The sequence below is a fragment of the Enterococcus canis NBRC 100695 genome (assembly GCF_001544375.1).
GTDB classification, from domain to species: domain Bacteria; phylum Bacillota; class Bacilli; order Lactobacillales; family Enterococcaceae; genus Enterococcus_H; species Enterococcus_H canis.
The window spans coordinates 332,752-358,345 of the sequence record NZ_BCQJ01000003.1 but is presented as its reverse complement, the minus strand read 5'-3'; the positions used below and the strand labels follow the sequence as shown (position 1 = coordinate 358,345).

Sequence of the window (25,594 nt, the reverse complement as noted above, 5' to 3'; positions counted from 1 at the left end):
TGAGAGAAAAGGAGGCGTGTTATGAACGTATCAAAATTTAAACAATCACGACTATTTTTCTGGACGGTAGAAATCGTCCTGACTATTATTGGGCTCTATTTTTTATTGAAGATGCCAAATGTATTTCATCCCGTGTTGGCTATGATTTCAGCAATCTTTATGCCATTATTGGTGGCGGGATTTCTTTATTATATGTTTGATCCGATTGTGGTATTTCTAGAAAAGCGCAATGTGCCGCGAGTAGTTGGTTTTCTGATTACCTTTTGTATCGTCTTACTAATTGTAATTCTGGCAGTGATGAATGTCATTCCGCAGTTGGCCACTCAATTTATGGATCTGAGCCAGTCAATTCCGGTTTATGCGGAACAAATCAATGACTGGATCGACGAAATGAGTCGTCATGAAAGTATTCGTAATTGGGATATCCAAGCACAACTTGAACAGATGAACCTCACTATCAGCAATGTTTTGAATATTGCTTTGACCACAGTTACCAACAGTGTAGCACGGATTGCTTCGGTCTTGTTGCAATTTATGATTTTGCTCTTTACCGTCCCGTTTATTCTTTTATTTATGTTTAAAGATGGCCATAAATTTTTAGATGCCTTAACGCCCTTTTTCCCTAGCAGCATTCGTAATGAGTTACGGGAAACAGTGCGAGAAATGAATACGACGCTTTCGGCTTATATTAGTAGCACGGTGGTGGATGCTCTGATTATCGGAGTCATGAGTTTTATTGCCATGACGCTCTTTAATCAACCCTATGCCCTCTTACTAGCAGTCATCTGTGGAATTACCAACATTATTCCTTATGTGGGTCCGTTTATTGGGGCGGTACCGGCCGTTTTAGTTGGTTTATTTATCTCCCCTTGGCAGGCGTTAAAAATTGGCTTATCAATTTTAGTTATTCAACAATTAGATGGAAATTTAATCAAACCGCTGCTGTTTGGCAAGTCACTGAATATCCATCCACTGACGATTATCCTCGTCTTGATTGCCGCCGGGAGTGTCGGCGGAATTGTTGGGATGCTGATTTGTATCCCTGTTTATGCGGTTATCAAAACGTTGGTTTTAAATATCCGCAAAATCTATCTACTGCGAAAAGCAGAGAGTTTTCAAGACGGTTCAATGGATTAAGACATGAGGCTGGGATAAGCGTTTATCCGGAGGAGTCTAGGACATAACTTTTTGAGTTATGCTCTAGACTCTTTTTAGTTGCTAGGTAAACGCTTGACGAGAAATTTTTTTCTCCGTATGCTGAATTTAAAAGGAGGCACGCTATGTACTCAATGCTGAAAAAAATCATTACGGAAAAAGATTTACACCGGCAAATTCGCTTGTTAGAGCAACTTCTGAATCAACCGCAAATCACGGCGAAAGAATTAGCGCAAGCGCTGGAAACTACGGAGCGCACCATTTTTGCCGACCTACAAGTGATACGGACCCAACTGCCGCCAGACTGGCAGATCCAAACAGATAGTAATGGTATTCAACTGCGAGCTAAGAAAGAGGCACTCACGAATAGCCTTTGGGAAATTTTTCTCTCTCAATCTATTGTGGTGGAACTTTTAAAGCGGTTATTGGTAAAAAAAGAGTTAGCTGTCAAACCTTTCTTGCGAGAAACCGGCGTCTCTTTTGAGACCTTGAAGCGTCATGCCCGTAAAGTCAATCAGCAGCTGACCGACTATCAGATCCAGATAGAATTGACGACCACTAAGGCCTATTTTTCTGGCGCGGAGAGTAGTGTTCGGATCTTTTATCAACGACTGCTAGTGCCTTTTACTCATAATAATTACTTTTTTGAAGACTACGCGGTACATGAAAGTCACTATTTTCAGTTTTTAAGACAAATCGAAAAAGCAGATTTGACAGCTGAAACGGAGGAAATCTTTGGTGTTTGCTGGTTCTTCATTAACACCATTCGCAGTAAGGCAGGTTGTCCTATCGAGCGAATTTCTTTCAAGGAAACAGATCCGCTATTTACAGTACACACGACTTTTCTAAAGACGCTCTATCAAAAGGAGGGCGTCTATCTGCAGCAAGAGGAACTCTTTTTTGTGTTTTTCTGTTATTTGGAAAGCTGGAACTACAATAATCATTTTGGCGCAAAGCTCAAAACAGCCCTAGTTCAACAATATCAGTTGCTGGCTGAAACACTTGCGGATTTTGTGGCAGATTTGGCGAGGATTACTCAGGCGAATCTAGCGGCAACGGCTCTAGCCGATAATTTACTTTTGTTATTGCTAAAATACCAAGAGTCCCCTGAATTGTCCGCTCAGTTTGAAGCAGATTATCAAGGTATCAATGCCAAGCGGGTCGTTGCAAGTCCGTTTTATAGTCAAAATCTGGCTTTATTAACGGCTCAGTTGACTGATAGCAAGGCGCGCCCTAGTTATTTACTGCATTTGATGACGCTTCTGCAGCAACAAGCACTGTTTGCCGTGAGGCCGGAGACACGAACTTTTTACTTTTTGTTTCAAGGAGAGCCCGCTTGGAAAGCCTTTTTGGAGCAAGAATTGGCGGACTATTTGGGTAAACGAATTGTGCTAAAGACGATTGAAGTGACGGAGTTGGCCCAACTGCCCGTAGCGGCTAGTGATCTGATTTTGTCTAATTTTCCATTAGATCAAGCACCACTGCCGGTTTTTTATTTGTCAACGGTGCCAACAAAAAATGAGCTCCGCCGTTTAGCAGAGCTCACCTTTGATACCTATTTCTAATGCTTACTGACGGATATCGCCAATAATGGGCTTTTTGATGAAGCGACGAGTGACTGCCTTCTCAATCTCTACAATCAAGAAGAGTAAGATAACATTACCGAAAATAATTAGTTGTTGGGTCACGCTAAGTCCGGTGGTTCCAATCAGTGCTTGTGCGAAAGGAACAAAGACAACCGTGGCTTGTAGTAAGAACAAGAGGCCTAACGAGATGAAGAGCGCTTTGTTTTGCAGCATACTTTTATTTAATGTCGGGTCCAATAACTCGCGGCAGTTTAGCATGTAGACCGCTTGAGCTAAGACGATGTTTTGTAAAAGAATGGTCTGTTGTAGAGCGGTACCGTCGAATTGAAGTGCCAAGAAGTATGCCGGTAGGACGATCACTAAGGAGACATAGACAATCCGGAAGAGACTATAGCCGGATAAAATGGGCTCGTTGATGGCTCTTGGCGGACGCTGCATCGTATCTTTACTAGCCTTTTCAAAGCCTAGAGCATAGGATAAGGTGATGGTAGTCACCATATTGACCCAGAGAATCTGCACAGGTGTCAATGGTAAGGGGCGATCCATCAGGAGGGCGATAACAACAATCAAGCCTTGCGAAAGCGCCGATGGTAAGAAGAAGTTGATAGTCTTTTTTAGATTGTCAAAAATCCGGCGTCCCTCTTTGACTGCTTTGGCAATAGTATGGAAGTTGTCGTCTGCTAAAACCATGTCAGCGGCTTGCTTCGTCACTTCGCTACCTTTGATACCCATTGCGATCCCGATATCTGCTTTCTTGAGAGCAGGCGCATCATTGACACCATCACCAGTCATACCAACGACTTCACCGTTATTCTGCAAAGCCGTCACAATCCGTAACTTATGCTCAGGAGTAGTTCGGGCAAAAATATCGACTTTTGGAACAATGCGGGCTAATTCCTCATCTGTCAATTGATCAATCTCGATACCCTCTAGCACCTGTGAGGTATGCTTCAAGCCAATTTGTAAACCGATTGCTTGAGCGGTATCTTTGTGATCCCCCGTAATCATTTTAACGGAGATACCCGCTCCTTGAGCCTCTTTAACTGCTTGGATGGCACTCTCTTTAGGTGGGTCGATGATTCCGGCAATGCCGACAAAAGTCAGCTCCTGTAAAGTCTCATGGGTCAAGACTGTTCCAGCTGCGACTTTTTTAGTCGCAAAGGCCAATACTCGTTGTCCTTTTTTCGCTAAGACAGAAATCTGCTCACGCCAGGTTTGTTTTTCAATAGCAGTTAATTGCGCTTTTGCTAGTAATACTTCAGGAGCGCCCTTAATAAAAATCTGGTTCATATCAGCAGCTGGGTGCATAGTAGCCATGTATTTATAGCTAGAGCTGAAGGGAATTTTACCCTGGACTGGCAGTAACGATAAATTCGCATCTGCTGCATACTGTAATAGTGCCAACTCGGTAGGGTTTCCTGTTAAGTCCGCTACCTGTTGTGAATCCTGTAATTTCAAATCTTGGCAGTTATTCATAATGGTCAGTAGCAGTTGTGAATCAGTGGTGTTGGTTTCAACCACGGTCATTTCATTTTTCGTCAAAGTACCAGTTTTGTCAGAACAAATCACTGTCATAGAGCCTAGTGTCTCAACGGAAGGCATACTTTTGATAATCGCATTTTCTGCCGCCATTTCCTTGACGCCTAATGACAAAATCATTGTCAGAACCGCCGGTAAGCCCTCTGGGATCATGGCAACGATTAAGGCAATCATTGCAGAGAAAAGCAGGTCTAGCTCCATGCCATAACGGAACGTAGTAAAGAAAACAAGAAACAAAATCAAGACCATAATGCCGCGAAAAATCTGTTTGTTCAATTGCTGCATCTTGCGAACTAAAGGCGTGGTAGTGCTCGTTACGGATTGCAAAGCCTGATTGATTTTACCAATTTCGGTCTCGTTTCCGGTGGCAACCACGATACCAATGGCAGAACCTGCTTGGACGAGGGTGCCTGAAAAGGCCATATTCTTTTGGTCGCCAGCCAGCGCCTCTTTGGCAATGGCCTTAGTAGTTTTTTCAACAGCCTCGGACTCGCCGGTTAAAATTGCCTCTTCGACGACTAAGTCATGGACTTCTAACAGGCGCAAATCTGCTGGAACCACATCACCAGCTTTGAGGGAGACAATATCGCCTGGAACGAGAGAAGTTGTTGCAACGGTCTTTTTATGCCCCGCTACTAAAACAACAGCTTCTTGGCTCATCATTTGTTTTAGACCGTCCAATGACTCTTCGGCCTTACGCTCTTGCCAGTAACCGACCAAGCCATTGACGATTACTACCAACAGAATAATACTGCCTTCCACCAAGTCGCCGGTGATAAATTTTAAGATGGCGGCGAAGAGTAGCACTAACATCAGTAAATCTGTAAAGTGTTTTACTATTTTTTGCCAAGGTTTGATTTGTTGGCTTTCGGCTATTTTATTTTCACCGTGTTCGGTTAGCCGCGTTGCTCTCTCAGCATCTGAAAGACCAGCGGCGTGACTGTTAAGTTTATTGAGTACTTGTTTTACCTCGATTTGATACCATTTCATGGGCATGTCCTCCTAATTTGTTGATACCTTTATTATAGGGAGGAGAAGACTTCAAAACGGGCGATAATTTCAGTGAAGACTGAAAAAAATGGGGAGCAATCGTTGACTACGTTTTCAAAAAGGCTTAAAGGTTAGATTTTTTAACTTAGGATAGTATTCGAGGAGTGATGGAAATGATAAAGATTACCGATTATTTAGCACAAGTTGCCCCAGAACATCAGGCGTTGATGGAGGAGCTGTACCACTATTTGCAGTCATTAATGCCAGTTGGCGTTACTGAAACAATCAGCTATCAAATGCCAGCCTTTTATTTAGGGAAGCCGGTGGTTTATTTTGCAGCTGCGAAAAAGCACTGGGGTCTGTACCCAACACCTGGACCTATCGCCCACTTTGCTGAAGAGCTAGCGAAGTATCCTACCAGTAAAGGAGCAATCCGCTTTTCCTATACAGAGCCGCTGCCTAAAGAACTGCTGGCAAAAATTGTTTCTTATCGGTTAACTGAAATTAAGGCTGCAAACTAACTTGATTTATTGGAAATTACAATTTTTTTGTGAAAAAAGGCTTGATATCAAAACTGATATCAAGCCTTTTACTTATTCTAATCCAATTAGATAATCGTCATCTTGCATCGCTTCCACATTCCCTAAAAGATAGCCATTGCCGACTTGGGAGAAGAAGTCATGATTACTAGTACCAGTTGAGATACCGTTCATTACGATCGGATTGACGTCATCAGCTGTATCAGGGAAGAGTGGATCCATCCCTAAATTCATCAACGCTTTATTGGCATTGTAACGAAGGAAGGTTTTGACTTCTTCTGTCCAGCCTAACTCATCATATAATTGTTCCGTGTACTTTTCTTCATTTTCGTAAAGTTCGTACAGCAGATTATACATCCAATCTTTTAAATCACTCTGTTCTTGCTCAGATAATTCGTTAAAACCTAGTTGGAATTTGTAGCCGATATAGGTTCCGTGAACAGATTCATCCCGAATAATCAATTTGATGATCTCCGCTACGTTGGCTAGCTTATTGTTGCCTAAGTAGTATAAAGGCGTATAGAAACCAGAATAGAATAGGAAGGTTTCTAGGAAAACACTCGCAATTTTTTTCTCAAGTGGTGTGCCATTTTTGTAGATTTCATTGACCATTTCGGCTTTCTTTTGTAAATAAGGGTTGGTGTTGGTCCATTCAAAAATATCGTCAATCTCTTTTTTAGTATTCAAGGTACTGAAAATCGAAGAATAACTTTTAGCATGGACAGATTCCATAAACTGAATATTATTTAAAACCGCTTCTTCATGAGGTGTACGGACATCGTCCCGTAGTTGGTCCATGCCGCTTTCAGATTGAACCGTATCCAAGAGGGTCAAGCCGCCAAAGACGTAGCCAACTGTTTGTTTTTCCAACTCAGAAAGCTTCCGCCAGTCGTCTAAGTCATTAGATAGGGGGATGCGGGTATCTAGCCAAAATTGTTCCGTTAATTTTTCCCATGTGGATTTGTCGATGATATCTTCAATCTCGTTCCAGTTGATTGCTTCATAATAAGTATTAGCCACGTTGTTTCCTCCTTAAATGACACAGCTTTCGCATTGATTGCTGCCGATTTCTTCCGCATCATCTGTAAAGGTACGGACGTAGTAAATAGACTTGATGCCTTTATTGAAGGCGTAGTGACGTAAGATATTCAAGTCACGGGTTGTTTGTTTCGTTCCATGCTTCCATTCGTAGATGCCTACTGGGATTTCAGAACGCATAAACAAGGTCAAGCTCATGCCTTGGTCAACGTGGGTTTGCGCTGCCGCATAAATATCAATAACTTTCCGCATATCCATGTCGTAGGCAGAAGTGTAGTAAGGTAAGGTATCATTGGCTAAATAAGGCGCTGGATAATAAACTTTACCGATTTTCTTTTCTTGCCGTTCTTCAATCAAACGCGTGATTGGATGGATGCTGGCGCTTGTATCATTGATATAAGAGATAGAGCCATTTGGTGCTACTGCTAAACGGTTTTGATGATACAAACCATATTTTTGGATGTCAGCTTTTAAAGCCGCCCAGTCAGCCGCACTTGGAATGAACATATCGCCAAACAAGGCTTTGACCTTGTCAAACTTAGGTTGAAATTCACCGGTAACATATTTATCGAAGTAAGAGCCGTCCGCATAAGCTGATTTTTCAAAGTTATGGAAGACCGCACCGCGTTCTTTCGCGATTTGATTGCTGGCCACTAAAGTCCAGTAGTTCAGTAACATGAAATAGATATTAGTAAAATCAATGGATTCTTCAGAACCGTACATCATGTGATTTTTAGCGAGATAGGTATGCAGACCCATTGCCCCTAAACCAATCGTGTGATTCAAATGGTTACCATTATTAATAGAAGGAACCACTTCAATATGAGAAGAATCAGTAACAAAGGTTAAAGCCCGCACCATCGCATCGATTGATTTACCAAAATCAGGACTGTCCATCAAATTGACGATATTGGTAGAGCCTAAGTTACAGCTAATATCGGTTCCCAAAACATCATATTCTTGTTGATCACCTAGTACGGAAGGTGTTTGGACTTGGAGAATCTCAGAACAAAGGTTACTCATAATGATTTTTCCGTCAATTGGATTGCTGCGGTTGGCAGTATCGATATTGACAATATAAGGATAACCAGATTCTTGTTGCAGTTTGCTGATTTCATTTTCCAAATCACGGGCTTTGATTTTTTGTTTGCGAATATTAGGGTTCGCGACCATGTTGTCGTATTCAGCCGTGATATCAACATAAGAGAAAGGTACGCCGTATTCTTTTTCAACACTATAAGGACTGAAAAGGTACATATCTTCATTTTTGCGGGTCAGTTCATAAAATTTATCCGGCACAATCACACCAAGTGAGAGGGTTTTTACCCGAATCTTTTCATCGGCGTTTTCTTTTTTAGCAGAAAGGAACACTTCAATATCCGGATGGAAAACATTTAAGTACACCACGCCGGCTCCTTGTCGTTGGCCTAATTGATTAGAGTAGCTGAAGCTGTCTTCAAATAATTTCATGACAGGCACCACGCCGCTAGCTGCACCATCATAACCTTTGATAGGTGCGCCGGCTTCCCGCAAGTTGGAAAGCGTGATTCCCACGCCACCGCCGATACGTGAAAGTTGAAGCGCACTGTTGATTGATCGGCCGATGCTGTTCATATCATCGGTTACTTGGATCAAGAAACAAGAAACCAGTTCCCCCCGGCGTTTGCGTCCGGCATTTAGGAAAGAAGGCGTGGCTGGTTGGTAGCGTTGGTGGATCATTTCGTCAGCTAAGCTCAAGGCTAAGGCTTCATCGCCATCTGCGAAATATAAAGCATTGAAGGCAACCCGGTCTTCATAGCTTTCCAAATATTCAGTCCCATCATTGCTCTTTAAAGCATATTGAGAATAATATTTATATGCCGCCATAAAGGACTTAAATTGGAAGTTTTGCTCATCTAGGAATTGATATAATTGCTCGATAAAGTCAAAGGAATATTTTTCAATAAAAGGTCGTTCGATATAGTCGTTATCCAGTAAGAAATCAATTTTTTCCCGTAAGGAAGCGAATTTTTTCGTCTTTAATTCGACATTTTCCTTAAAAAAAGCTGCCAGGGCTTCTTTATCCTTGTTTAGAGGAATTTGGCCATTGACAGGGCGGTTGATTTCGTTGTTCAGTTTAAAATAGGTTACATCATTCGTCATACTCGTCACTACTCCTTTTTTATCTTAAAAGGACAGGCTGTCTTCAAGGAAAACAGCCTGAAACCTTAACTAGCGAGTTGTTTCAATTGATCTGGTCGGAAACCAACGATCGTTAATTCTTTTTCCGCTGAGGTGATAACCGGCACGCTGCGGAACCCTTGGGCTTTTAATGAAGCAACGGCTTCGGGTTGTTCGTCAATGTTAATTTCTTCAAAAGGAATATGATTTTCAGTCAAATAGCGTTTCACCATTTTACATTGCATACAATTATTTTTAGAGTAAATAATAACCTGTTTCATCTTCATGACCTCCTTGTAATCTACAAGTTTTAGTATAAGGGTATTGAGAAAAAAGTCAATCAAGAAACACCATATATTGTGTTGCGGTTGTTATAACACACTAAGTTTTGTGTTTTTTGAAACAGATATGAAAACTTATCCCATGCTACTTTGGCATACGTGTCAAGTAAAAAGTGGTCAAAAAAAGTTTTTTTTCATGAGATTTTTTTCGCTTATATTGACTTTTGAGCGCGTCCCTCGTATTCTTAATGAAAACGATTCTCAATATCAGTTCTCTTTTTTTGAAGATCGTTGAACTTTTTTCACAAACGAGGTGGAAAGATGTTTTCTTTAAAGGAAGCAAAAATCGGTAAGGTCGTTGAAATAAAAGAATTGCACGTTTCAGAAGATGTGCTCAAACATTTACATAATCTAGGCTTAGTTCCTGGAGCCAAAATTGCTTTAGTCGCGCAGTCAGGAAAACATGCCATCATTTTGTTGCATCGTAGTCGCTTGGCAATAGATCCAGAAATGCTTCAAAATATTTTCGTAGCAGAGCCGGCAGTTGCCGAAAAAAATTGGTTGTCACTGGATCAGTTGGCAGTGGGTGAGTCGGCTACAGTAGTCAGCATCCACGGACAAGGGGTGGTAAAACGACGCTTAATGGATATGGGACTAACTCGTGGCGTGACGCTGCATTTGCGTAAAGCGGCCCCTTTAGGGGATCCGATTGAAATCACCTTACGAGGCTATGAGTTATCGTTGCGGAAGTCAGAAGCCCAGTTGGTTCTAGTTGCCAAGGAGGAGCAGGAATGAAAGAAGTCATTACTTTAGTGGGAAATCCCAACAGCGGAAAAACCAGTGCATTCAACGCCTTGACGGGCGCCAGTCAACGTGTGGGAAATTGGCCCGGCGTGACGGTGGAACGCAAGGAAGGCATGTATAAACAAAATAAAGACATCTTGATTCAAGATTTACCTGGTATTTATTCGTTGTCACCTTATACGCCAGAAGAAGTGGTGGCCCGGGATTACTTATTACAGGGGCGTCCCAATGTGATTTTAGATGTCGTGGATGCGACCAATTTGGAGCGTAACCTCTATTTAACAACCCAATTGATGGAAACGGGTACGCCGGTGGTCTTGATGTTAAACATGATGGACTTGGTGAAAAAGAATGGTCAGCAGATCAATCGTGAAAAATTAAGTTACGGGTTAGGGATTCCCGTGGTTGAGGCGAGTGCCTTAAAGGGAAGCGGGATGCAAGAGGCAGTGAAAGCGGCTGTTAAAGCAGCCAATGAATTTCCGCCGCAAGCCAGTTATCCTTCTTATGATGACCGTCTCGAAGCGGCCTTAGCTGAAATCAGCGACATTTTAGGTAATAGTGTTTTATCTGCCCAAAGTCGCTGGTACAGTGTGAAATTATTTGAACGAGATCCCAAAGCGGCTGAGGGCTTAAATCTGAGTTCTATTCAGAAAAAAGAAATCGAAGATGTCATCAAAATCACGGAAAAGATTTTTGGCGATGATAGTGAAACTATTTTGATCAACGAACGCTATGATTTTATTACTAAATTAACAACCCTTTGCTCCATGAAAGATGATATTCAATTTACGCAAAGTGACAAAATCGACCGCATCGTGACGAATCGCTGGCTGGCTTTGCCGATTTTTGCCTTGGTGATGTGGGGCATCTACTATTTATCAATTCAAACAGTCGGTACCATGGGGACTGATTGGATCAATGATGAGCTATTTGGACGTATCGTACCAGAAAACGTCAGTGGTTGGCTGGCAGCCTGGGAGGTAGCACCTTGGATGCAGTCATTGATTTTAGATGGAATCATTGGAGGTGTAGGGGCCGTGCTAGGCTTTCTACCACAGATTGCCGTCCTGTTCCTTTGTTTAGGTTTTTTGGAGGATTGTGGTTATATGGCCCGGGTGGCATTTGTCATGGACCGCCTTTTCCGTAAATTCGGCTTATCAGGTAAATCCTTTATTCCTATGTTGATTGCTACTGGTTGTGGTGTACCTGGCGTCATGGCTAGCCGCACGATAGAAAATGAAAAAGATCGCCGGATGACGATTATGATTACGACCTTTATGCCTTGTTCAGCGAAAATCCCCATCATTGCGCTGATTGCGGGGGCCTTTTTCCCGCATAGTAGCTGGGTGGCGCCTTCTGCCTATCTAATTGGTATGCTGGCCATTGTTTTATCGGGAATCGTCCTGAAGAAGACCCGCTTATTCAGCGGAGATCCAGCACCCTTTATTATGGAGTTGCCTAATTATCATATGCCGCAGCTACGTAGTGTCGTGCGCCATATGTGGGATCGTTCGGCCGCCTTCGTGAAAAAAGCGGGCACCATTATTTTTGTGTCTAGCATCTTGATTTGGTTCTTGTCTAGTTACAATTTCACTTTGCAATCAGTCAGTGAAGACCACAGCATTTTAGCTAGTCTTGGCCGAGTAGTAGCACCAATTTTCGCACCAATTGGTTGGGGCAACTGGCAGGGAACCGTCGCAACGATTACTGGCTTGGTAGCCAAAGAAAATGTCTTAGGTACATTTGGCATCCTCTTTAGTGGCCTGGCAGAGGTTTCTGAAAATGGTGCTGAGATATGGGCACCGTTGCAAGCCGCCTTTACGCCAGCAGCTGCCTATTCATTTTTAGTTTTCAACTTACTCTGTGCCCCATGTTTTGCAGCTATCGGCGCTATTCACCGAGAAATGGGCGATTGGCGTTGGACAGTCGGGGCAGTCAGCTATCAATGCGGTCTGGCTTATCTCGTAAGTTTTGTTTTTTATCAATTCGGCCATTTATTGGAAGGCGGACAGGTGAATATCATGACCGGATTAGCCGGCGTGTTAGTGATAGCTTTGCTTTATTTGTTAGTACGTAAACCAAAACAGACGGAGAAACCAATCGTCATTTTAGAAAGAGGGTAGTCCTATGGCAACAATTTTACTGAGTATTGTGATTTTCGGCAGTGCCGGTCTGATTATTTATCGCCGGGTCAAAGGCGGTAAAAGTTGTGAAGACTGCCATACTAGCTGCCCGGTAAAAACAGAACAACATAAATAAAAAAACGATCACCGTTACGGTGATCGTTTTTTGCTATTTATTTGTGAAACCTATATTTTAAAAAATGCGTACCATAAACAAAAAAAATGCCACCGCGTACGTTCTTTTCGAAACTACCGAAGTAGCCAAGAACGCACCGATGACGTGGGTTTGGCACCCAATGGGCCGTGAGGGGCTCGAACCCGCGACCCGCTGATTAAGAGTCAGCTGCTCTACCAACTGAGCTAACGGCCCATACCACAAAAAGTATTCTAGCACTCAAACGGCGTTCATGCAAGCCATATCTAAGCCTTACAGGTGAAAAATATTAGCAATAGCCAAGAGAGCCCGTAGGAACAACAAGTTATTAGATTGTAACGGCCGTTTTCACGACTGGGATTGTCTGCTATACTGACTTATAGTTAAGACTTACGAAAAAGGTATTTTCTACATAATGAAAAGTGTATCTAAACTAAAACTTATAACAGAGGTAAATTGTGATGGAAAAAGCTAGTACTGATATTATTGGTCAAAGTGATGGTCCAACAAGTATTTGGGTAGCCACATCAAGTTATTTAGTACCAGTAGTGGCGGTAGTCTGTTTGGCAATCGTCTTAACAGTAGCCTTCATAGTGGTAAGACGAAAAAAGAAATAGTAGTCTGAGAGCTTGCCGTAACGGCAAGCTCTCTTTGTTAGCGGACTAACTTTTGGGCTTTTTCGGTATTAGCAAAATGCAGCTTCACGTATTGGCTAAGGAGCGGCAGACCACCTTTTTTTAAGACGACAGCAGCGACTTGATCGGATTTACTGCCGGCGCCAGAAGGAACGGTTAGTCCTAATTCTTTGGAGGCTTCATCGAGCCAATCAAGAAAAGCTGCCCGGCTAACAATGGATGCGGCCGCCACTGCCAAATGATACTGTTCGCCCTTGGTTGTAAAATAGAGATTTTGCGTGACTGGTTGCGCTTCTTGTCGTAAATATTTACGATAATTCGCTTCTGGGGTGAACTGGTCAATTAAGATTGCATCGGGTGTTTGGGGTGCAATTTTTTGTAGTAACAACCGAATTGCTTGGTTGTGCAGAGCGACCTTCATGCGCACCGCATTGTATTGTGGTTGAATCTGGTTGTATTTTTCCGGCGCTACCACCAGTAATTGATAAGGAATGGCTTGCTTGATTTTTTCAGCTAAAATGCGGATTTGCGGATCGGTCAATTCTTTTGAATCCCGCACGCCTAATTCTTTCAAATAGGCTAAGTGCTCGCGGTCAGCAAAGGCAGCGCAAACGGTCAACGGGCCAAAATAGCTGCCATTGCCTACCTCATCACTGCCGATAACGGACCAGCCAGCAAAGCCGGCCGGCAGTCCAGCTGTTTTGGTTTTAGAGACAGCCTTGCCGCTACTGGCAGGGACTGTGGCCCATTTAGCGGCCTCGGCTTCGGCGTTACCACCTTGGAACATGACTTTGCCTGAACGATAAGCCGTAATCGTCACGCCGTTTTTTTTGGCGCTAAAGATACTATAAGGCGGAGCTTTGGGGGCAAGATGGGCTTGATAGGTAGTCTTCATTTTTTCAATGACGGCGGGGGTGACCGTAATAACGGCTTGACTCATGAAACATCCTCTTTTCTAAATTGGTTGTGTGTCTCAGTCTAGCATAAAGAAATGGGAGAGAAAACAGGGGGCTTTCCAATCAGAAGACTTTATTTTATAATAAGAAAGTCTTTTTTCGCGCTTTTTTGCGACAAGACGGAGAATTTCGTGGTAAAATGAGCGTTAACGGACTACAGGAGGGGACGATCGAAATGGCTCAAGAACGAAAACGATACAAAGCCGTGATCGCTAATCATACGTATACGATTATTGGAAATGAAAGCAAGCATCATATGGACATGGTGACTAAACTGGTCAATGAACAATTGACAGAGATCAAAAAAATGTCGCCACAAACCTCAGATGAAGATGCGGCTATTTTGCTGGCGGTAAATGCCTTGTCTGACCAGTTGAAAAAACAAGAACAAGTTTTGCGCTTAGAAAAAGAAGAAGCAGAATATAAGAAACAAGCGGTGCGGTTAGTAGAGCTGGAAAATCGGGTGAAACGCATCGAAGCAATCGAGCAGGAAGCTCGGCAAGTCTTAAAAGAGAACGGGGATGACCGTGAGATTCATAACCACGTGGAAGCCCAACAAATATTAAACGAAAATCGCAAACGTCAGATCCAACAAAAAGCGAATAGTTAAGAGAGGTTTCAATATGCTGACTATCCTGATCATTTTAGTTTTAGTGGTAGGATTTTATTCCGGTGTTCGCCGTGGCTTAGCCTTACAATTAGTCTATACAGGCGGGTATCTGCTGTCTTACTTGGCAGCCAAGACCTTTTATTTAGACTTAGCACCTAAATTAGAGTTATATGTACCGTATCCTTCTGCCACACCAGATACAAAGCTGGTCTTTTTTGATCAGACGATTACCCTGGAGTTGGACCAAGCTTTTTACGCGGCTGTCGCTTTTCTGCTGATTTTATTTATTGGCTGGCTGCTGACGCGCTTTGTAGGGATTTTGGTACGGGGACTGATGTATATGCCGATTCTAAAGCAGATGAATGGTTTAGCCGGTGGTATTTTAAGCTTTGCCGTGGTTTATATTGGCTTGTTCCTGTTGCTGAGTATCTTGTCGCTGATTCCGATGGATATGATTCAACACCAATTTGCACAAAGTGGCTTGGCACGCTTTATTGTCGAACATACCCCGATCTTTACGAAAGATATTTACCATATGTGGATCGAGCAAATGATTTAGCCAGGACAGCATGCTGCTACCTGGTTTCTTTTTTGTAAAGGAGTGAAAATATGAACGAACGAATTTTAAGAACCTTAGCTTTTGACCAAGTCAAACAGCAATTAGGACAATATTTGGTGACAGCGCAAGGACAAGAAGAAGTCTTGCACTTGGAGCCTTTAACAGATCAAAGTAAAATCCAAGAACGCTTGGACGAATCCGAAGATGGCTTGAAAGTCCAGCGGCTGCGTGGTGGAATTCCAGTGCCTAAGTTGGAAAATATTCGCCCCCACATGAAGCGAATTGAGATTGGTGCCAATCTTAATGGTATCGAGTTGGCGCAAGTCAGCCGTGTTTTACAAACAACGAAGGAATTAGTCGATTTCTTTGCAGAAATGCACGAAAAGGAAATCGAGTTCATTCGTTTATATGACTGGCAAGAAAAATTGGTGGCATTGCCGGAATTAAATCGACGGTTGCGCACGGCGATTGATGAGGATGGCCGCGTGACAGACGAAGCCTCGCCAGAATTAAAGGGCATCCGTAATCAAATCCGTCGTAGTGAACAAAATGTCCGGGAACAATTAGATGGGATCGTTCGCGGGAAAAATGCCCGCTATTTAAGTGATGCCATTGTGACGATGCGCAACGAACGTTACGTGATTCCAGTTAAGCAAGAATATCGCGGCGTTTTTGGTGGTGTCGTTCACGACCAAAGTGCTTCCGGTCAAACCTTGTTTATTGAGCCCAAACAAATTGTGGAGCTAAATAACCGTCTGCGGCAGCAACAAATTGCTGAGCGTCAAGAAATCGAACGAATTTTAGCGGAATTGTCGGCTGAGCTGGTGCCTTATCGCCAAGAGATTTTGCAAAATGCTTATGTCATTGGCCGTTTGGACCTGATTCAAGCGAAGGCGCGTTATGGTAGTGAAATCAAGGGTATCGTCCCTGCTATCAGTTCCGAAAATCAAGTAGTCTTTAAACAAGCGCGGCATCCCTTGATTGATCCTGATCAAGTAGTCGCAAACGATATTATGATTGGCAAAGACTATCAAGCGGTGGTTATTACCGGACCGAATACCGGTGGGAAGACCATCACATTAAAAACGCTCGGCTTGTTACAGTTGATGGGTCAGGCAGGTTTACCTATTCCTGCGGGGGAAGACAGCCAAATGGGCATCTTCCATGAAATTTTTGCTGATATTGGCGATGAGCAGTCCATTGAACAATCCCTCAGTACCTTCTCTTCTCATATGACGAATATTGTACAAGTCTTGGACCGGGTAGATGAACGCAGTCTGGTACTATTTGATGAACTTGGGGCGGGGACTGACCCGCAAGAAGGGGCCGCGTTGGCCATCTCCATTTTAGATGCTTTAGGTGCGAAAAGTGCCTATGTAATGGCGACTACCCACTATCCAGAGTTAAAGGTCTACGGCTATAACCGCCCCGGGACGATCAACGCCAGTATGGAATTTGATGTCGATACCTTACGACCAACGTATCGATTATTGATTGGGGTTCCGGGGCGTAGTAATGCCTTTGAAATTTCTAAACGTTTAGGTTTGGCACCGGATATTATTGAGAGCGCCAAACAGATCATGGACGGCGAAAGCCAAGATTTGAATGAAATGATTGCAGATTTGGAAAACCGTCGTAAAGCTGCGGAAACGGAGTATTTGGAAGTTCGACATCATGTCGCAGAGGCTGAAACCTTACATCAAGAGTTGAGTACGGCTTATGCGGCCTTTTATGAAGAGCGGGAAAAAGAGCTGGCTAAAGCCCGTCAAAAGGCCAATGAATTGGTGAAACAGGCAGAAGAACAAGCCGAACAGATTATTGCCGATATTCGCAAGATGCAGCAAGCGGGACAATATGGCGGAGTCAAAGAGCATGAATTGATTGAAGCTAAGACACGCTTGTCTGGTTTGAAGCAAGAGGAACATCTCCAAAAAAATAAAGTGTTACGTAAAGCGAAGGAACAAAAGAAATTAAAAGCCGGCGACGAAGTAATCGTGGAAACTTATGGTCAACGAGGGACCCTATTGAAAAAAGTGGGCAACGATTGGCAAGTGCAGCTAGGTATTTTGAAAATGACGGTTTCAGAGGACGATATGACGCCGGTTAGTCCAGCGCCAGAACCGAAACAACGGGTAACAGCGGTCCGTTCGACTTCGGCCAGTCATGTAGAAACACAGCTCGATTTGCGCGGCAAACGCTATGAGGAGGCCTTGAAAGAAGTCGATCAATATTTGGATGCGGCTTTACTAGCTGGCTACCCACAAGTGACCATCGTGCATGGTAAGGGAACCGGAGCACTGCGGCAAGGTATTACAGACTATTTGAAAAATCATCGCAGTGTTGCTAGCTTTGAGTTTGCGCCAGCCAATCAAGGCGGTAATGGTGCGACCATCGTGAAATTTAAATAAGCCTAAATAGGAATGATTTCTATTTACAAGCAGATTATTAGAGGAATCAATCGAAGCGTGCTACAATGCTTCTAGTAAAACATCAAAGGAGGAAGAACTATGTCACAAGCAATTACAGATAAAGACTTTGCACAAGAAACTGACAAAGGGCTTGTCTTAATCGACTTTTGGGCAACTTGGTGTGGCCCTTGTCGGATGCAAGCACCTATTTTAGAACAATTGGGAGAAGAATACGCTGAGGAAGAATTGAAAATCGTGAAGATGGATGTGGATGAAAATCCCGATACACCACGTGCTTTCGGTATCATGAGTATTCCTACTTTAGTCTTGAAAAAAGATGGCGAAGTAGTTGAAAAAGCGATTGGTGTTCATTCGAAAGACCAATTACGGACTATGGTTGACCAATACTTATAAAAAGTTCAAAGGAGTCTGCGGCAGTTATCGCAGGCTCTTTTCTTTTGGGCATTTTGACAGGTGATGATTGACGAAGGTGGTATAATAGAGGGATAGAAAGGAGTCCTTATGAACGAGAGAATCAAAAACAAACTGGCACTATTGCCAGATCAACCAGGCTGTTATTTGATGAAAGATAAAAACGGCACGATTATCTACGTTGGGAAAGCCAAGGTATTGAAAAATCGAGTACGTTCTTATTTCACAGGCAGTCATGACACCAAAACTGAACGCCTCGTCAGTGAGATTGAGGATTTTGAATATATTGTGACGGAATCAAATATTGAAGCTTTGCTGCTGGAAATCAATTTGATTCACAAAAATAATCCTAAATACAACATTATGTTGAAGGATGACAAGAGCTATCCTTTCATTAAAATCACCAACGAAGACTATCCGCGCTTGTTGATTACCCGGAAGGTCTTGAAGGATAAAGCCTTGTATTTTGGACCGTATCCCGATGTGGGGGCGGCTAATGAAACGAAAAAACTATTGGACCGCCTATTCCCGCTGCGGAAATGTAAGGTTTTGCCTAAAGAGGTCTGTCTCTATTACCATATGGGTCAGTGTTTGGCACCCTGCGTCTTTGATATTCCTAAGCAACGGTATACGGAGATGGTGGAAGAAATCAAACGCTTTTTAAATGGCGGTCATACTGCAATCCAAACAGATCTTGAGGCGAAAATGGCACAAGCTGCAGAAAACATGGAGTTTGAAAAAGCGGCGGAATACCGTGATCAAATCAAGGCCATCGAAACCGTCATGACACGGCAAAAAATGACCAATGCTGATTTGGTGGACCGCGATGTTTTCGGTTATGCAGTGGATAAAGGTTGGATGTGTGTCCAGGTCTTCTTTATTCGTCAAGGGAAGCTGATTGAGCGCGATGTTTCGCTGTTTCCGTTTTACGATGAAGCACCAGACGATTTTTTGACCTACGTGGGCCAATTTTACCAAGAAAATGAACACTTTATTCCTCGAGAAGTGTTGATTCCCAATGATATTGACAAAGCCAGTGTGGAGGCCATGCTAGCCACTAAAGTATTACAGCCACAACGGGGGGAAAAGAAAAAATTAGTGGAGTTAGCCAATAAAAATGCCCGGGTGGCTTTACAGGAAAAATTCGATTTGATTGTACGGAAACAAGAACGCACAATTGGTGCAGCTGAACGGTTAGGCGATGCCATGAATATCCCAACGCCGACCCGTATTGAGGCCTTTGATAACTCCAATATTATGGGGACCGATCCGGTATCCGCAATGGTGGTCTTTATTGACGGCAAGCCGGCTAAAAATGAATACCGTAAGTATAAAATCAAAACTGTCAAAGGGCCGGATGACTATGCCTCAATGCGGGAAGTAATCTATCGCCGCTATGCACGGGTATTAAAAGAAGGCTTACCTTTCCCTGACTTGATTTTGATTGATGGCGGAAAAGGACAAGTGGATGCGGCCAAAGATGTGCTGGATAATCAACTAGGTTTAGATATCCCCATCGCTGGTCTGGCTAAAAATGATAAGCATAAAACCAGCGAATTATTGTTTGGCCCAGATTTAGCCGTAGTACCGCTAGCCCGCAACTCACAAGAATTTTTCTTATTGCAGCGAGTTCAAGATGAAGTTCACCGTTTTGCCATCACCTTCCACCGTCAGCTTAGAAGTAAAAATAGCTTTGCTTCTAAACTGGATGAAATCGAAGGACTGGGACCAAAACGCAAGAAAAACTTGCTACGGACTTTTAAATCATTGAAAAATATGACGGCGGCTTCCGTAGAGGAATTAAAAACGGCGGGACTACCGCAAAATGTAGCTGAAAATGTTTACCGCAAGTTACATGAAGAAACCGAACCGGAACAAAATTAGCTGGAGTATAACTCCAGCTTTTTTTATGGAAAAAAGGCGTAATGGTCAGTGCTCCTATGCCAGTTGAAAAGTCGCCATGACACTGAATAGTAAAAAGATTCAGAAAAATCACTAGGTCTGATTATAATTTAAATTGACGAGTTATTAAAATACAGGTAGCATATGAGAAGAAACCAAGGTTCAAAGGAGGGTATTATGTTAGAAGTAAATGGGCTCGTCAAAACATTTGGCGACTATCGTGCGGTAGATGACGTATCATTTCGGATTCCTGATGGCAAAATTTTAGGCTTGATTGGACAGAATGGGGCCGGCAAAACCACCACATTTCGTTTGATTTTGAATTTTTTGACACCAGATAAAGGTGAGATTTTGTGGGATGGCCATCCCCTGACAGAAAAAGATTACAATATCATCGGCTATTTGCCGGAAGAACGGGGATTGTATCCGAAAGTTTCTGTGGAAGAGCAATTATTGTATTTTGCCGCTTTGCGGGGGAAATCCAAAAAAGAAATCGAACCAAAAATCGATGAATGGATGGAACGTTTCCAAGTTAAAGGCAAGAAAACGGATAAGGTCAAATCTTTGTCTAAGGGGAACCAACAAAAAGTCCAATTGATTGCCACCTTGATTCACGAACCAAAACTCGTGATTTTAGATGAACCATTTAGCGGACTGGACCCGGTGAATGCGGATCTATTACGGGACGGGATTCTTGAGTTGAAGGATAAGGGCTCGTGTGTTATTTTCTCCAGTCATAATATGGATAATGTTGAAAAAATCGTTGATCATTTAGTCATGATTCGCAGTGGCCAAATGGTCTTAGATGGTAAGGTTCATGAGATTCGTGAAAGCTTTGGTCGTACGAAATTATTCTTAGAATCCCCGCTTTCAGTGGCGGACTTGTTGACCTTTGACGGTGTCGAACGGGCTTTCGTTCGCCCTGACGGCATCACGGAAGTCACGCTGGCAGAACCAAAAGTCGGTGAAGAAATCTTTATGCGGGCCACGGCCAATGGCTATATCCCGATGTTCAATCAACAACCGCCGACCTTAGAAGAAATCTTCAAAATGAAAGCAGGTGCGCCAAATGAATAAATTTTGGATCATCGCTAGCGATGTTTATAAGAAAAATGTCAAATCTTGGTCATTTCTATTTATGATTTTAGTGCCTTTTATTTTGATGGGAATTGCTTATGCCGCTATCTACTTTGCCGGCGGACTTTCCGAAGGCACACAAGTAGGGGTTGTCGGGGACGCGGCTTTGACTGCTCAGTTTGAAGCTCAAAAAGGGGAGGAATTACACTTTAAAGCTTACCCTGATGAGAAGGCAGCCCAAAAAGCCTTAGAAGATGAAAAGGTAGACGGCTATTTGGTGGTTGCTAATCAACAGGATCAAATTTCTGGTAAGCTCTATGCTGAGTCTGGTTTAGGGAATACCAATGAAATGACGATCCAACAGCTGTTGAACACGATGCAAGCAGGCTTAAATGCTGGCAAGCTGGGTTTGACGAATGAAGAGGTAGCGACCTTAAGCCAGCCGGCCCAGTTTGAGAAAACCAAGATTTCCTTTAATGAAGACGGGCAAGCTGAAACTGGTGCAGATCATACTGGCATCCAATATGCCGTGGCCTACGCTTTAGTAATTGTGATGTTTATGATTATCATCACCTATGCTTCCATCATTGCCCAAGAGATTGCTTCGGAAAAGGGCACGCGGATCATGGAAGTCATTCTTTCCAGTACGACCGCCCAAACGCATTTTTACGGAAAATTAGTCGGCGTTTTATTAGTTTGTCTAACGCAAATCGCCATTTACGGCATTGCTGGGGTAGTGGCCTTTATGCAATTTAAAAACTTAGACATTGTCAAAGAACTATTGCAGACGATTGACTTGCAACAAGTTTTAGGCAGCTACTTGATTTACATTTTGTTGTATTTTATCATCGGCGTCTTCCTGTACTCGGTTTTAGCCGCGCTTTGTGGATCGTTAGTGAACAAGGCAGAAGATACCGCCAAAGCTGTCCAACCAATTACGTATCTAGCTTTGATTGGCTATATTATTGGTTTAGTGTTAGGCGCGAATGACCCACAAAATATTGTGGTGCGGATTACTTCCTATATTCCCTTCCTATCTTCTTATATTATGCCCGTCCGCTTGGCCTTTGATACGGCACCTACCAGTAGCGTCGTCATTTCACTAGTCCTATTACTCGTGACGGCAGTGGTATTGACGATCTTCTCAGCGAATATGTATAAATCAAATGTTTTAGTTTATAGTGAAGGTGGTTTCTGGTCTTCCTTGAAACAATCTGTTTCAATCATGCGTAACGAACGCAAGAAATAAACAAAATAATAGCGCCCCTCAGTGAGTTTAGCTTGCTGAGGGGCGCTATTTTTAGAGCTCATTAACGGCGTAGGCAAATAAAGCCTGTTCCTTTTCATCAAAGGGAAAGGAAAGTTCGGGATGCCATTGAACACCTAGTAAGCGTCTGGCAGGATCCTGGATAGCTTCCACAATGCCATCATCACTGTGGGCCGCAACGGCTAAATTTGTGCCCAGGTCCTTGATTGCTTGGTGATGGTAAGAATTCACCCGACAGGTTTGAGCAAAAATTGAAGCAAATAGTGCGTCTTCACTGATGGTGATATTGTGAGTGGCAAATTTTGGCTGGGTTGGCGCTTGTTCATGCTTGACCTGCCAGCCGCTATATTCACTAAGATCTTGATAGAGGCTGCCGCCTAAAGCGACATTTAATAGTTGCATACCACGACAAACGGCGAAAATTGGTTTTTGTTGGTTGATGGCGGCGGCAATCAACGCTAATTCGAAGCGGTCCCGCTGGGCATTAGTCTCGCCAATTTTCGGGCGTGGCTCTTCGTGATAAAATTGCGGTGAAACATCCTGTCCCCCTGCTAAAATCAATTTATCAACTCTTTGAATATAGGCGGCGGCCGTTTCCGGGGCACCAATCGGCAAGACGAATGGCAGCCCGCCAACTTGCTGAACGGCATCTACAAATCCTTGGGGTGTATAAGTGACTTGATTGCCGTGAAAAGCGGCTTCAGCTGTTAGTAATTGATTCCCAGCGATACCAATAATGGGTTGGGTCACAGAGATCCCTTCTTTCTAATTTTTTTCGAGTGTACCATAAAGCGCCAAAATCAGGAATTGAAAAGGTCTTGCGACGCGCCAGTCAGTAAAATTGACAATTCGTTGAAAAAAACTTGGTAGTTTGTCGTTCTTTTGTTATAATTTAACTACATGCGAATAGTAAAAGGTTGGGCGTAAGCTTCAAGGATCGAGCTTTTCAAGGGGTGAGAAAAGCAAGAATCAGTGGCTAGTCCTATTCATTTTGATCAACAGGAGGTGCTGATTATTCTTTAAGGAGGATATTTAGTACGTCCTTTTTTTATTCGCAAGAAGGAGGTGACCTTTTTGGCATTAGAAGCATTGGAAACAATCCACCAAGCAGAGCAAAAGATAGCCGCCGAAAAACAGCAAGCAAAAGCTGAAATCAACGACTATCAAGCAGAAAAAGATGCCGCCTTTCACCAAGCGGAGGCACAGAGTCAAGCATTGATCAGCCGTTTGTTGGAAGAATTCCGTACCAGTCAAACCAATGAACTACAAACGGAAAAAGATGAGCTGTTGGCAGACGCACGACAAAATGAACAACTTTTCCAACAGCAATATGAACAAAATAAAACGGACGCAATCGAGTATATCGTAGAAAGGGTGAAGAAACTCTATGGCGGTCACTAAAATGGAAAAAATGACGGTGATTGCTGCGGCTGAAAAAGAAGAACTTGTTTTACAAACTTTACAAGGTTTGCAAAATATCGAAGTCAAAAGCTTAGTAGACGGGCCTGAGCGCAGTTTGGTGGAAAAATATTTTTCTATCGATACACCAAGAGCTAATGAACGTCGTAAAGAGCTAGAAGAGATGCTTTTTCAGATTCAAGAAATGTTGCAATTCATCCGTCACTACAGTACGCCTAAAAAACAAGCTTTATCTCGACAAGTTTACACCCTTGAAGCTTTGGAAAGTCAGTATAATGAGGCCAATACGAAACAACAGTTAAGTGAGCTATTAGATTTGCGGGACCGTTTGGAGGCAGTTTTTGCCAAGCGAAAAGAATGCCTCGCACAAGAGGACTGGCTGGGACGCTGGCAATATTTGGATATTGATCCAGCCGCGGCTGATCAACTAGCTAGTGTCCACGTCACGATTGGGGTACTAAATGTCGGCAACCAGGCGGAATTTTTAGCTGAAATGGCAAAATTATCCGTTTATGTGGAAGAAGTTTATCACAGTACCAATCATTTGTATTATTGCCTGATTTATCCAAAGGAACTAACGACAATTCAAGAGGTGTTGAGTCGTTACAGCTTCGATGTGGTGACCTATCCCTATCATGAGCCACCTAAAGCGGCCTATCAAAGTAACAAAGTGCAGCTGGCACAATTGGTAGAGGAAGAAAAGGCCATCAAGCAAGCTTTAGGAAAATATAGTGCGTTGATCGAGCAACTGTTTTTAACAGAAGAAATGATCTTAGCCTATATCAACCGCGAGGCGGCTAAGCAACTGGTGTTGGACTCGGATTATCTTTTTGTAATCCAAGGTTGGGTACCAGAAGATGGCCGGGAACAAGTCCTGAATCACTTGTATCGGACGATTCCCTTTGATGAGGTCTTCGTGGAATTTGAAGAACCAGATCAAAAGGAATACGGGAAAGTTCCGACAAAATTACGCAATCATAAGGTGGTAGCACCTTTCGAAATGCTAACAGAAATGTACAGCTTACCAAAATATGACGAAATTGATCCCACACCGATCATGACACCTTTTTATATGGTATTTTTCGGCATGATGGTGGCCGATATCGGATACGGGCTCTTGATGTTATTGGCGACCCTGGTGGTTCGTAAAGTCTTGGTTTTACCACGAGGTATGAAACGCTTTGCTGATTTCTTCTTTATTTTATCGTTCCCAACGATCATTTGGGGCTTTATTTACGGCTCTTTCTTTGGGGCTACCTTGCCGCCAACAATTTTAGGAGTCGCTTCGCCGTTTCCAATCCTGTCCACAACGGACGATGTGAATACGATCCTCCTACTTTCGGTAATCTTCGGATTTATCCAAATTATGGTGGGGTTAATGGTGAACGGAATCGAATTAACGAAACGCAAGCAATATTTAGCTAGTGTCAGTGAGAGTTTTGCCTGGCAGGGGCTACTAGTCGGTATCTTGATTGCAGTGGTGGGGCAATTGCTGGTAAAAAGTAGTACCTTACTCTGGGTCGGAGCTGGCGTTGCGCTTGTGAGCGCCCTGTTAATCGTCGCCGTACCGGTTATTCAATCAAAATCAAAAGTCAAAGGTTTTGCAAAAGGTTTGTATGGTCTATATGGCCTGACAGGTTATATTGGGGATTTAGTCAGTTATACACGGTTGATGGCGCTAGGAATCTCAGGAGGCAGTATTGCCGCCGCCTTCAATATGCTGGTAGCCTTTATGCCACCAGTGGCTCGTTTCACCGTGGGGCTACTTTTGATTGTTGCGCTGCACGCGCTAAATATCTTCTTGTCGCTTTTGAGTGCTTATGTGCACGGTGCGCGACTACAGTATGTGGAATTCTTTGGCAAGTTTTATCAAGGCGGGGGCCGGCCTTTTGCGCCTTTAAAAACGGCTGAAAAATATATCAATATTCAAGCAAATAAACTGAAAAACGAAAAGTAATGG

At 43.1% G+C, this 25,594-nt stretch carries 22 protein-coding genes, 1 tRNA gene and 1 other annotated feature; of the genes, 16 read left to right on the top strand and 7 right to left on the bottom strand.

The window, feature by feature from the left end; all coding sequences use genetic code 11:
- Positions 1–21 precede the first annotated feature (21 nt).
- Positions 22–1,137, top strand: coding sequence for an AI-2E family transporter (locus ECA01S_RS06985; RefSeq protein ID WP_067393131.1), 1,116 nt, complete (start codon positions 22–24; stop codon positions 1,135–1,137).
- Between the two features lie 143 nt (positions 1,138–1,280).
- Positions 1,281–2,720: a global transcriptional activator MafR gene (gene mafR / locus ECA01S_RS06980; RefSeq protein ID WP_067393128.1), complete on the top strand. Its 1,440-nt coding sequence runs from the start codon at positions 1,281–1,283 to the stop codon at positions 2,718–2,720.
- Between the two features lie 3 nt (positions 2,721–2,723).
- Here mafR and ECA01S_RS06975 read toward each other — a convergent pair whose 3' ends face one another.
- Entirely contained in the window at positions 2,724–5,270 is a 2,547-nt protein-coding gene (locus tag ECA01S_RS06975) for an HAD-IC family P-type ATPase (protein ID WP_067393125.1), read from the bottom strand.
- Between the two features lie 173 nt (positions 5,271–5,443).
- Between ECA01S_RS06975 and ECA01S_RS06970 the strand changes: the two genes are divergently transcribed.
- The gene (locus ECA01S_RS06970) at positions 5,444–5,791 is read left to right on the top strand and encodes an iron chaperone (protein WP_071858945.1); all 348 of its coding nucleotides are present in this window, start codon (positions 5,444–5,446) and stop codon (positions 5,789–5,791) included.
- Between the two features lie 72 nt (positions 5,792–5,863).
- On the opposite strand, the gene nrdF is transcribed toward ECA01S_RS06970, so the two are convergent.
- The 3 genes from nrdF to nrdH all read right to left on the bottom strand — a co-directional run bounded on the left by nrdF (position 5,864) and on the right by nrdH (position 9,288).
- Entirely contained in the window at positions 5,864–6,829 is a 966-nt protein-coding gene (nrdF, locus tag ECA01S_RS06965; RefSeq protein WP_067393119.1) for a class 1b ribonucleoside-diphosphate reductase subunit beta, read from the bottom strand.
- 12 nt (positions 6,830–6,841) lie between these two features.
- Positions 6,842–8,989 carry a class 1b ribonucleoside-diphosphate reductase subunit alpha gene (nrdE, locus tag ECA01S_RS06960; protein WP_067393117.1) on the bottom strand — a complete coding sequence of 716 codons (2,148 nt, stop codon included), beginning with the start codon at positions 8,987–8,989 and terminating at the stop codon, positions 6,842–6,844.
- 65 nt (positions 8,990–9,054) lie between these two features.
- Positions 9,055–9,288 (bottom strand): glutaredoxin-like protein NrdH, encoded by a 234-nt coding sequence (gene nrdH / locus ECA01S_RS06955; protein WP_082703267.1) that lies wholly within the window; start codon positions 9,286–9,288, stop codon positions 9,055–9,057.
- Between the two features lie 321 nt (positions 9,289–9,609).
- Here nrdH and ECA01S_RS06950 point away from each other — a divergent pair, with 321 nt between their 5' ends.
- From ECA01S_RS06950 to ECA01S_RS14160, 3 genes are read left to right on the top strand one after another with little or no spacing between them, the layout of a single operon-like run.
- Positions 9,610–10,083: a ferrous iron transport protein A gene (locus ECA01S_RS06950; protein ID WP_067393112.1), complete on the top strand. Its 474-nt coding sequence runs from the start codon at positions 9,610–9,612 to the stop codon at positions 10,081–10,083.
- Positions 10,080–12,215, top strand: a complete 2,136-nt coding sequence (gene feoB / locus ECA01S_RS06945) for a ferrous iron transport protein B (protein WP_067393109.1) — start codon at positions 10,080–10,082, stop codon at positions 12,213–12,215. Before ECA01S_RS06950 ends, feoB begins: the two co-directional genes overlap by 4 nt.
- A 4-nt stretch (positions 12,216–12,219) precedes the next feature.
- Positions 12,220–12,351: a FeoB-associated Cys-rich membrane protein gene (locus tag ECA01S_RS14160; protein ID WP_143139579.1), complete on the top strand. Its 132-nt coding sequence runs from the start codon at positions 12,220–12,222 to the stop codon at positions 12,349–12,351.
- Between the two features lie 161 nt (positions 12,352–12,512).
- On the opposite strand, the gene ECA01S_RS06940 is transcribed toward ECA01S_RS14160, so the two are convergent.
- A tRNA-Lys gene (locus ECA01S_RS06940) sits at positions 12,513–12,585 on the bottom strand.
- A 245-nt stretch (positions 12,586–12,830) separates the two neighbouring features.
- Between ECA01S_RS06940 and ECA01S_RS14155 the strand changes: the two genes are divergently transcribed.
- Positions 12,831–12,986, top strand: a complete 156-nt coding sequence (locus tag ECA01S_RS14155; protein ID WP_143139580.1) for a sodium ion-translocating decarboxylase subunit beta — start codon at positions 12,831–12,833, stop codon at positions 12,984–12,986.
- A 37-nt stretch (positions 12,987–13,023) separates the two neighbouring features.
- On the opposite strand, the gene rnhC is transcribed toward ECA01S_RS14155, so the two are convergent.
- Positions 13,024–13,944, bottom strand: coding sequence for a ribonuclease HIII (rnhC, locus tag ECA01S_RS06935; RefSeq protein ID WP_067393106.1), 921 nt, complete (start codon positions 13,942–13,944; stop codon positions 13,024–13,026).
- 191 nt (positions 13,945–14,135) lie between these two features.
- On the opposite strand from rnhC, the gene zapA reads away from it, so the two are divergent.
- The 7 genes from zapA to ECA01S_RS06900 all read left to right on the top strand — a co-directional run bounded on the left by zapA (position 14,136) and on the right by ECA01S_RS06900 (position 22,197).
- Entirely contained in the window at positions 14,136–14,570 is a 435-nt protein-coding gene (gene zapA / locus ECA01S_RS06930) for a cell division protein ZapA (RefSeq protein ID WP_067393105.1), read from the top strand.
- Positions 14,571–14,583: 13 nt separating this feature from the next.
- On the top strand, positions 14,584–15,129 hold the full coding sequence (locus ECA01S_RS06925) for a CvpA family protein (protein WP_067393102.1): 546 nt from the start codon (positions 14,584–14,586) through the stop codon (positions 15,127–15,129).
- Between the two features lie 50 nt (positions 15,130–15,179).
- Complete coding sequence (locus ECA01S_RS06920) at positions 15,180–17,537, top strand: endonuclease MutS2 (protein WP_067393099.1); 2,358 nt, start codon at positions 15,180–15,182, stop codon at positions 17,535–17,537.
- A gap of 99 nt (positions 17,538–17,636) precedes the next feature.
- Entirely contained in the window at positions 17,637–17,951 is a 315-nt protein-coding gene (gene trxA / locus ECA01S_RS06915) for a thioredoxin (protein ID WP_067393097.1), read from the top strand.
- A 108-nt stretch (positions 17,952–18,059) separates the two neighbouring features.
- A complete protein-coding gene (gene uvrC, locus ECA01S_RS06910) occupies positions 18,060–19,853 on the top strand; it encodes an excinuclease ABC subunit UvrC (protein WP_067393095.1) in 1,794 nt (597 codons plus the stop codon).
- A 195-nt stretch (positions 19,854–20,048) separates the two neighbouring features.
- Positions 20,049–20,948 (top strand): ABC transporter ATP-binding protein, encoded by a 900-nt coding sequence (locus tag ECA01S_RS06905; RefSeq protein ID WP_067393092.1) that lies wholly within the window; start codon positions 20,049–20,051, stop codon positions 20,946–20,948.
- Entirely contained in the window at positions 20,941–22,197 is a 1,257-nt protein-coding gene (locus tag ECA01S_RS06900) for an ABC transporter permease (RefSeq protein WP_067393089.1), read from the top strand. The genes ECA01S_RS06905 and ECA01S_RS06900 overlap by 8 nt, the downstream gene beginning before the upstream one ends.
- Before the next feature lie 51 nt (positions 22,198–22,248).
- On the opposite strand, the gene ECA01S_RS06895 is transcribed toward ECA01S_RS06900, so the two are convergent.
- A complete protein-coding gene (locus tag ECA01S_RS06895; protein WP_067393086.1) occupies positions 22,249–22,965 on the bottom strand; it encodes a gamma-glutamyl-gamma-aminobutyrate hydrolase family protein in 717 nt (238 codons plus the stop codon).
- 165 nt (positions 22,966–23,130) lie between these two features.
- Positions 23,131–23,179, top strand: a sequence feature (sodium ion sensor (DUF1646 type); this cis-regulatory element may regulate processes involved in with the transportation of sodium ions).
- Positions 23,180–23,289: 110 nt separating this feature from the next.
- Here ECA01S_RS06895 and ECA01S_RS06890 point away from each other — a divergent pair.
- Entirely contained in the window at positions 23,290–23,616 is a 327-nt protein-coding gene (locus tag ECA01S_RS06890; protein WP_067393083.1) for a hypothetical protein, read from the top strand.
- The gene (locus tag ECA01S_RS06885; RefSeq protein ID WP_067393080.1) at positions 23,603–25,591 is read left to right on the top strand and encodes a V-type ATP synthase subunit I; all 1,989 of its coding nucleotides are present in this window, start codon (positions 23,603–23,605) and stop codon (positions 25,589–25,591) included. Before ECA01S_RS06890 ends, ECA01S_RS06885 begins: the two co-directional genes overlap by 14 nt.
- Positions 25,592–25,594 lie beyond the last annotated feature (3 nt).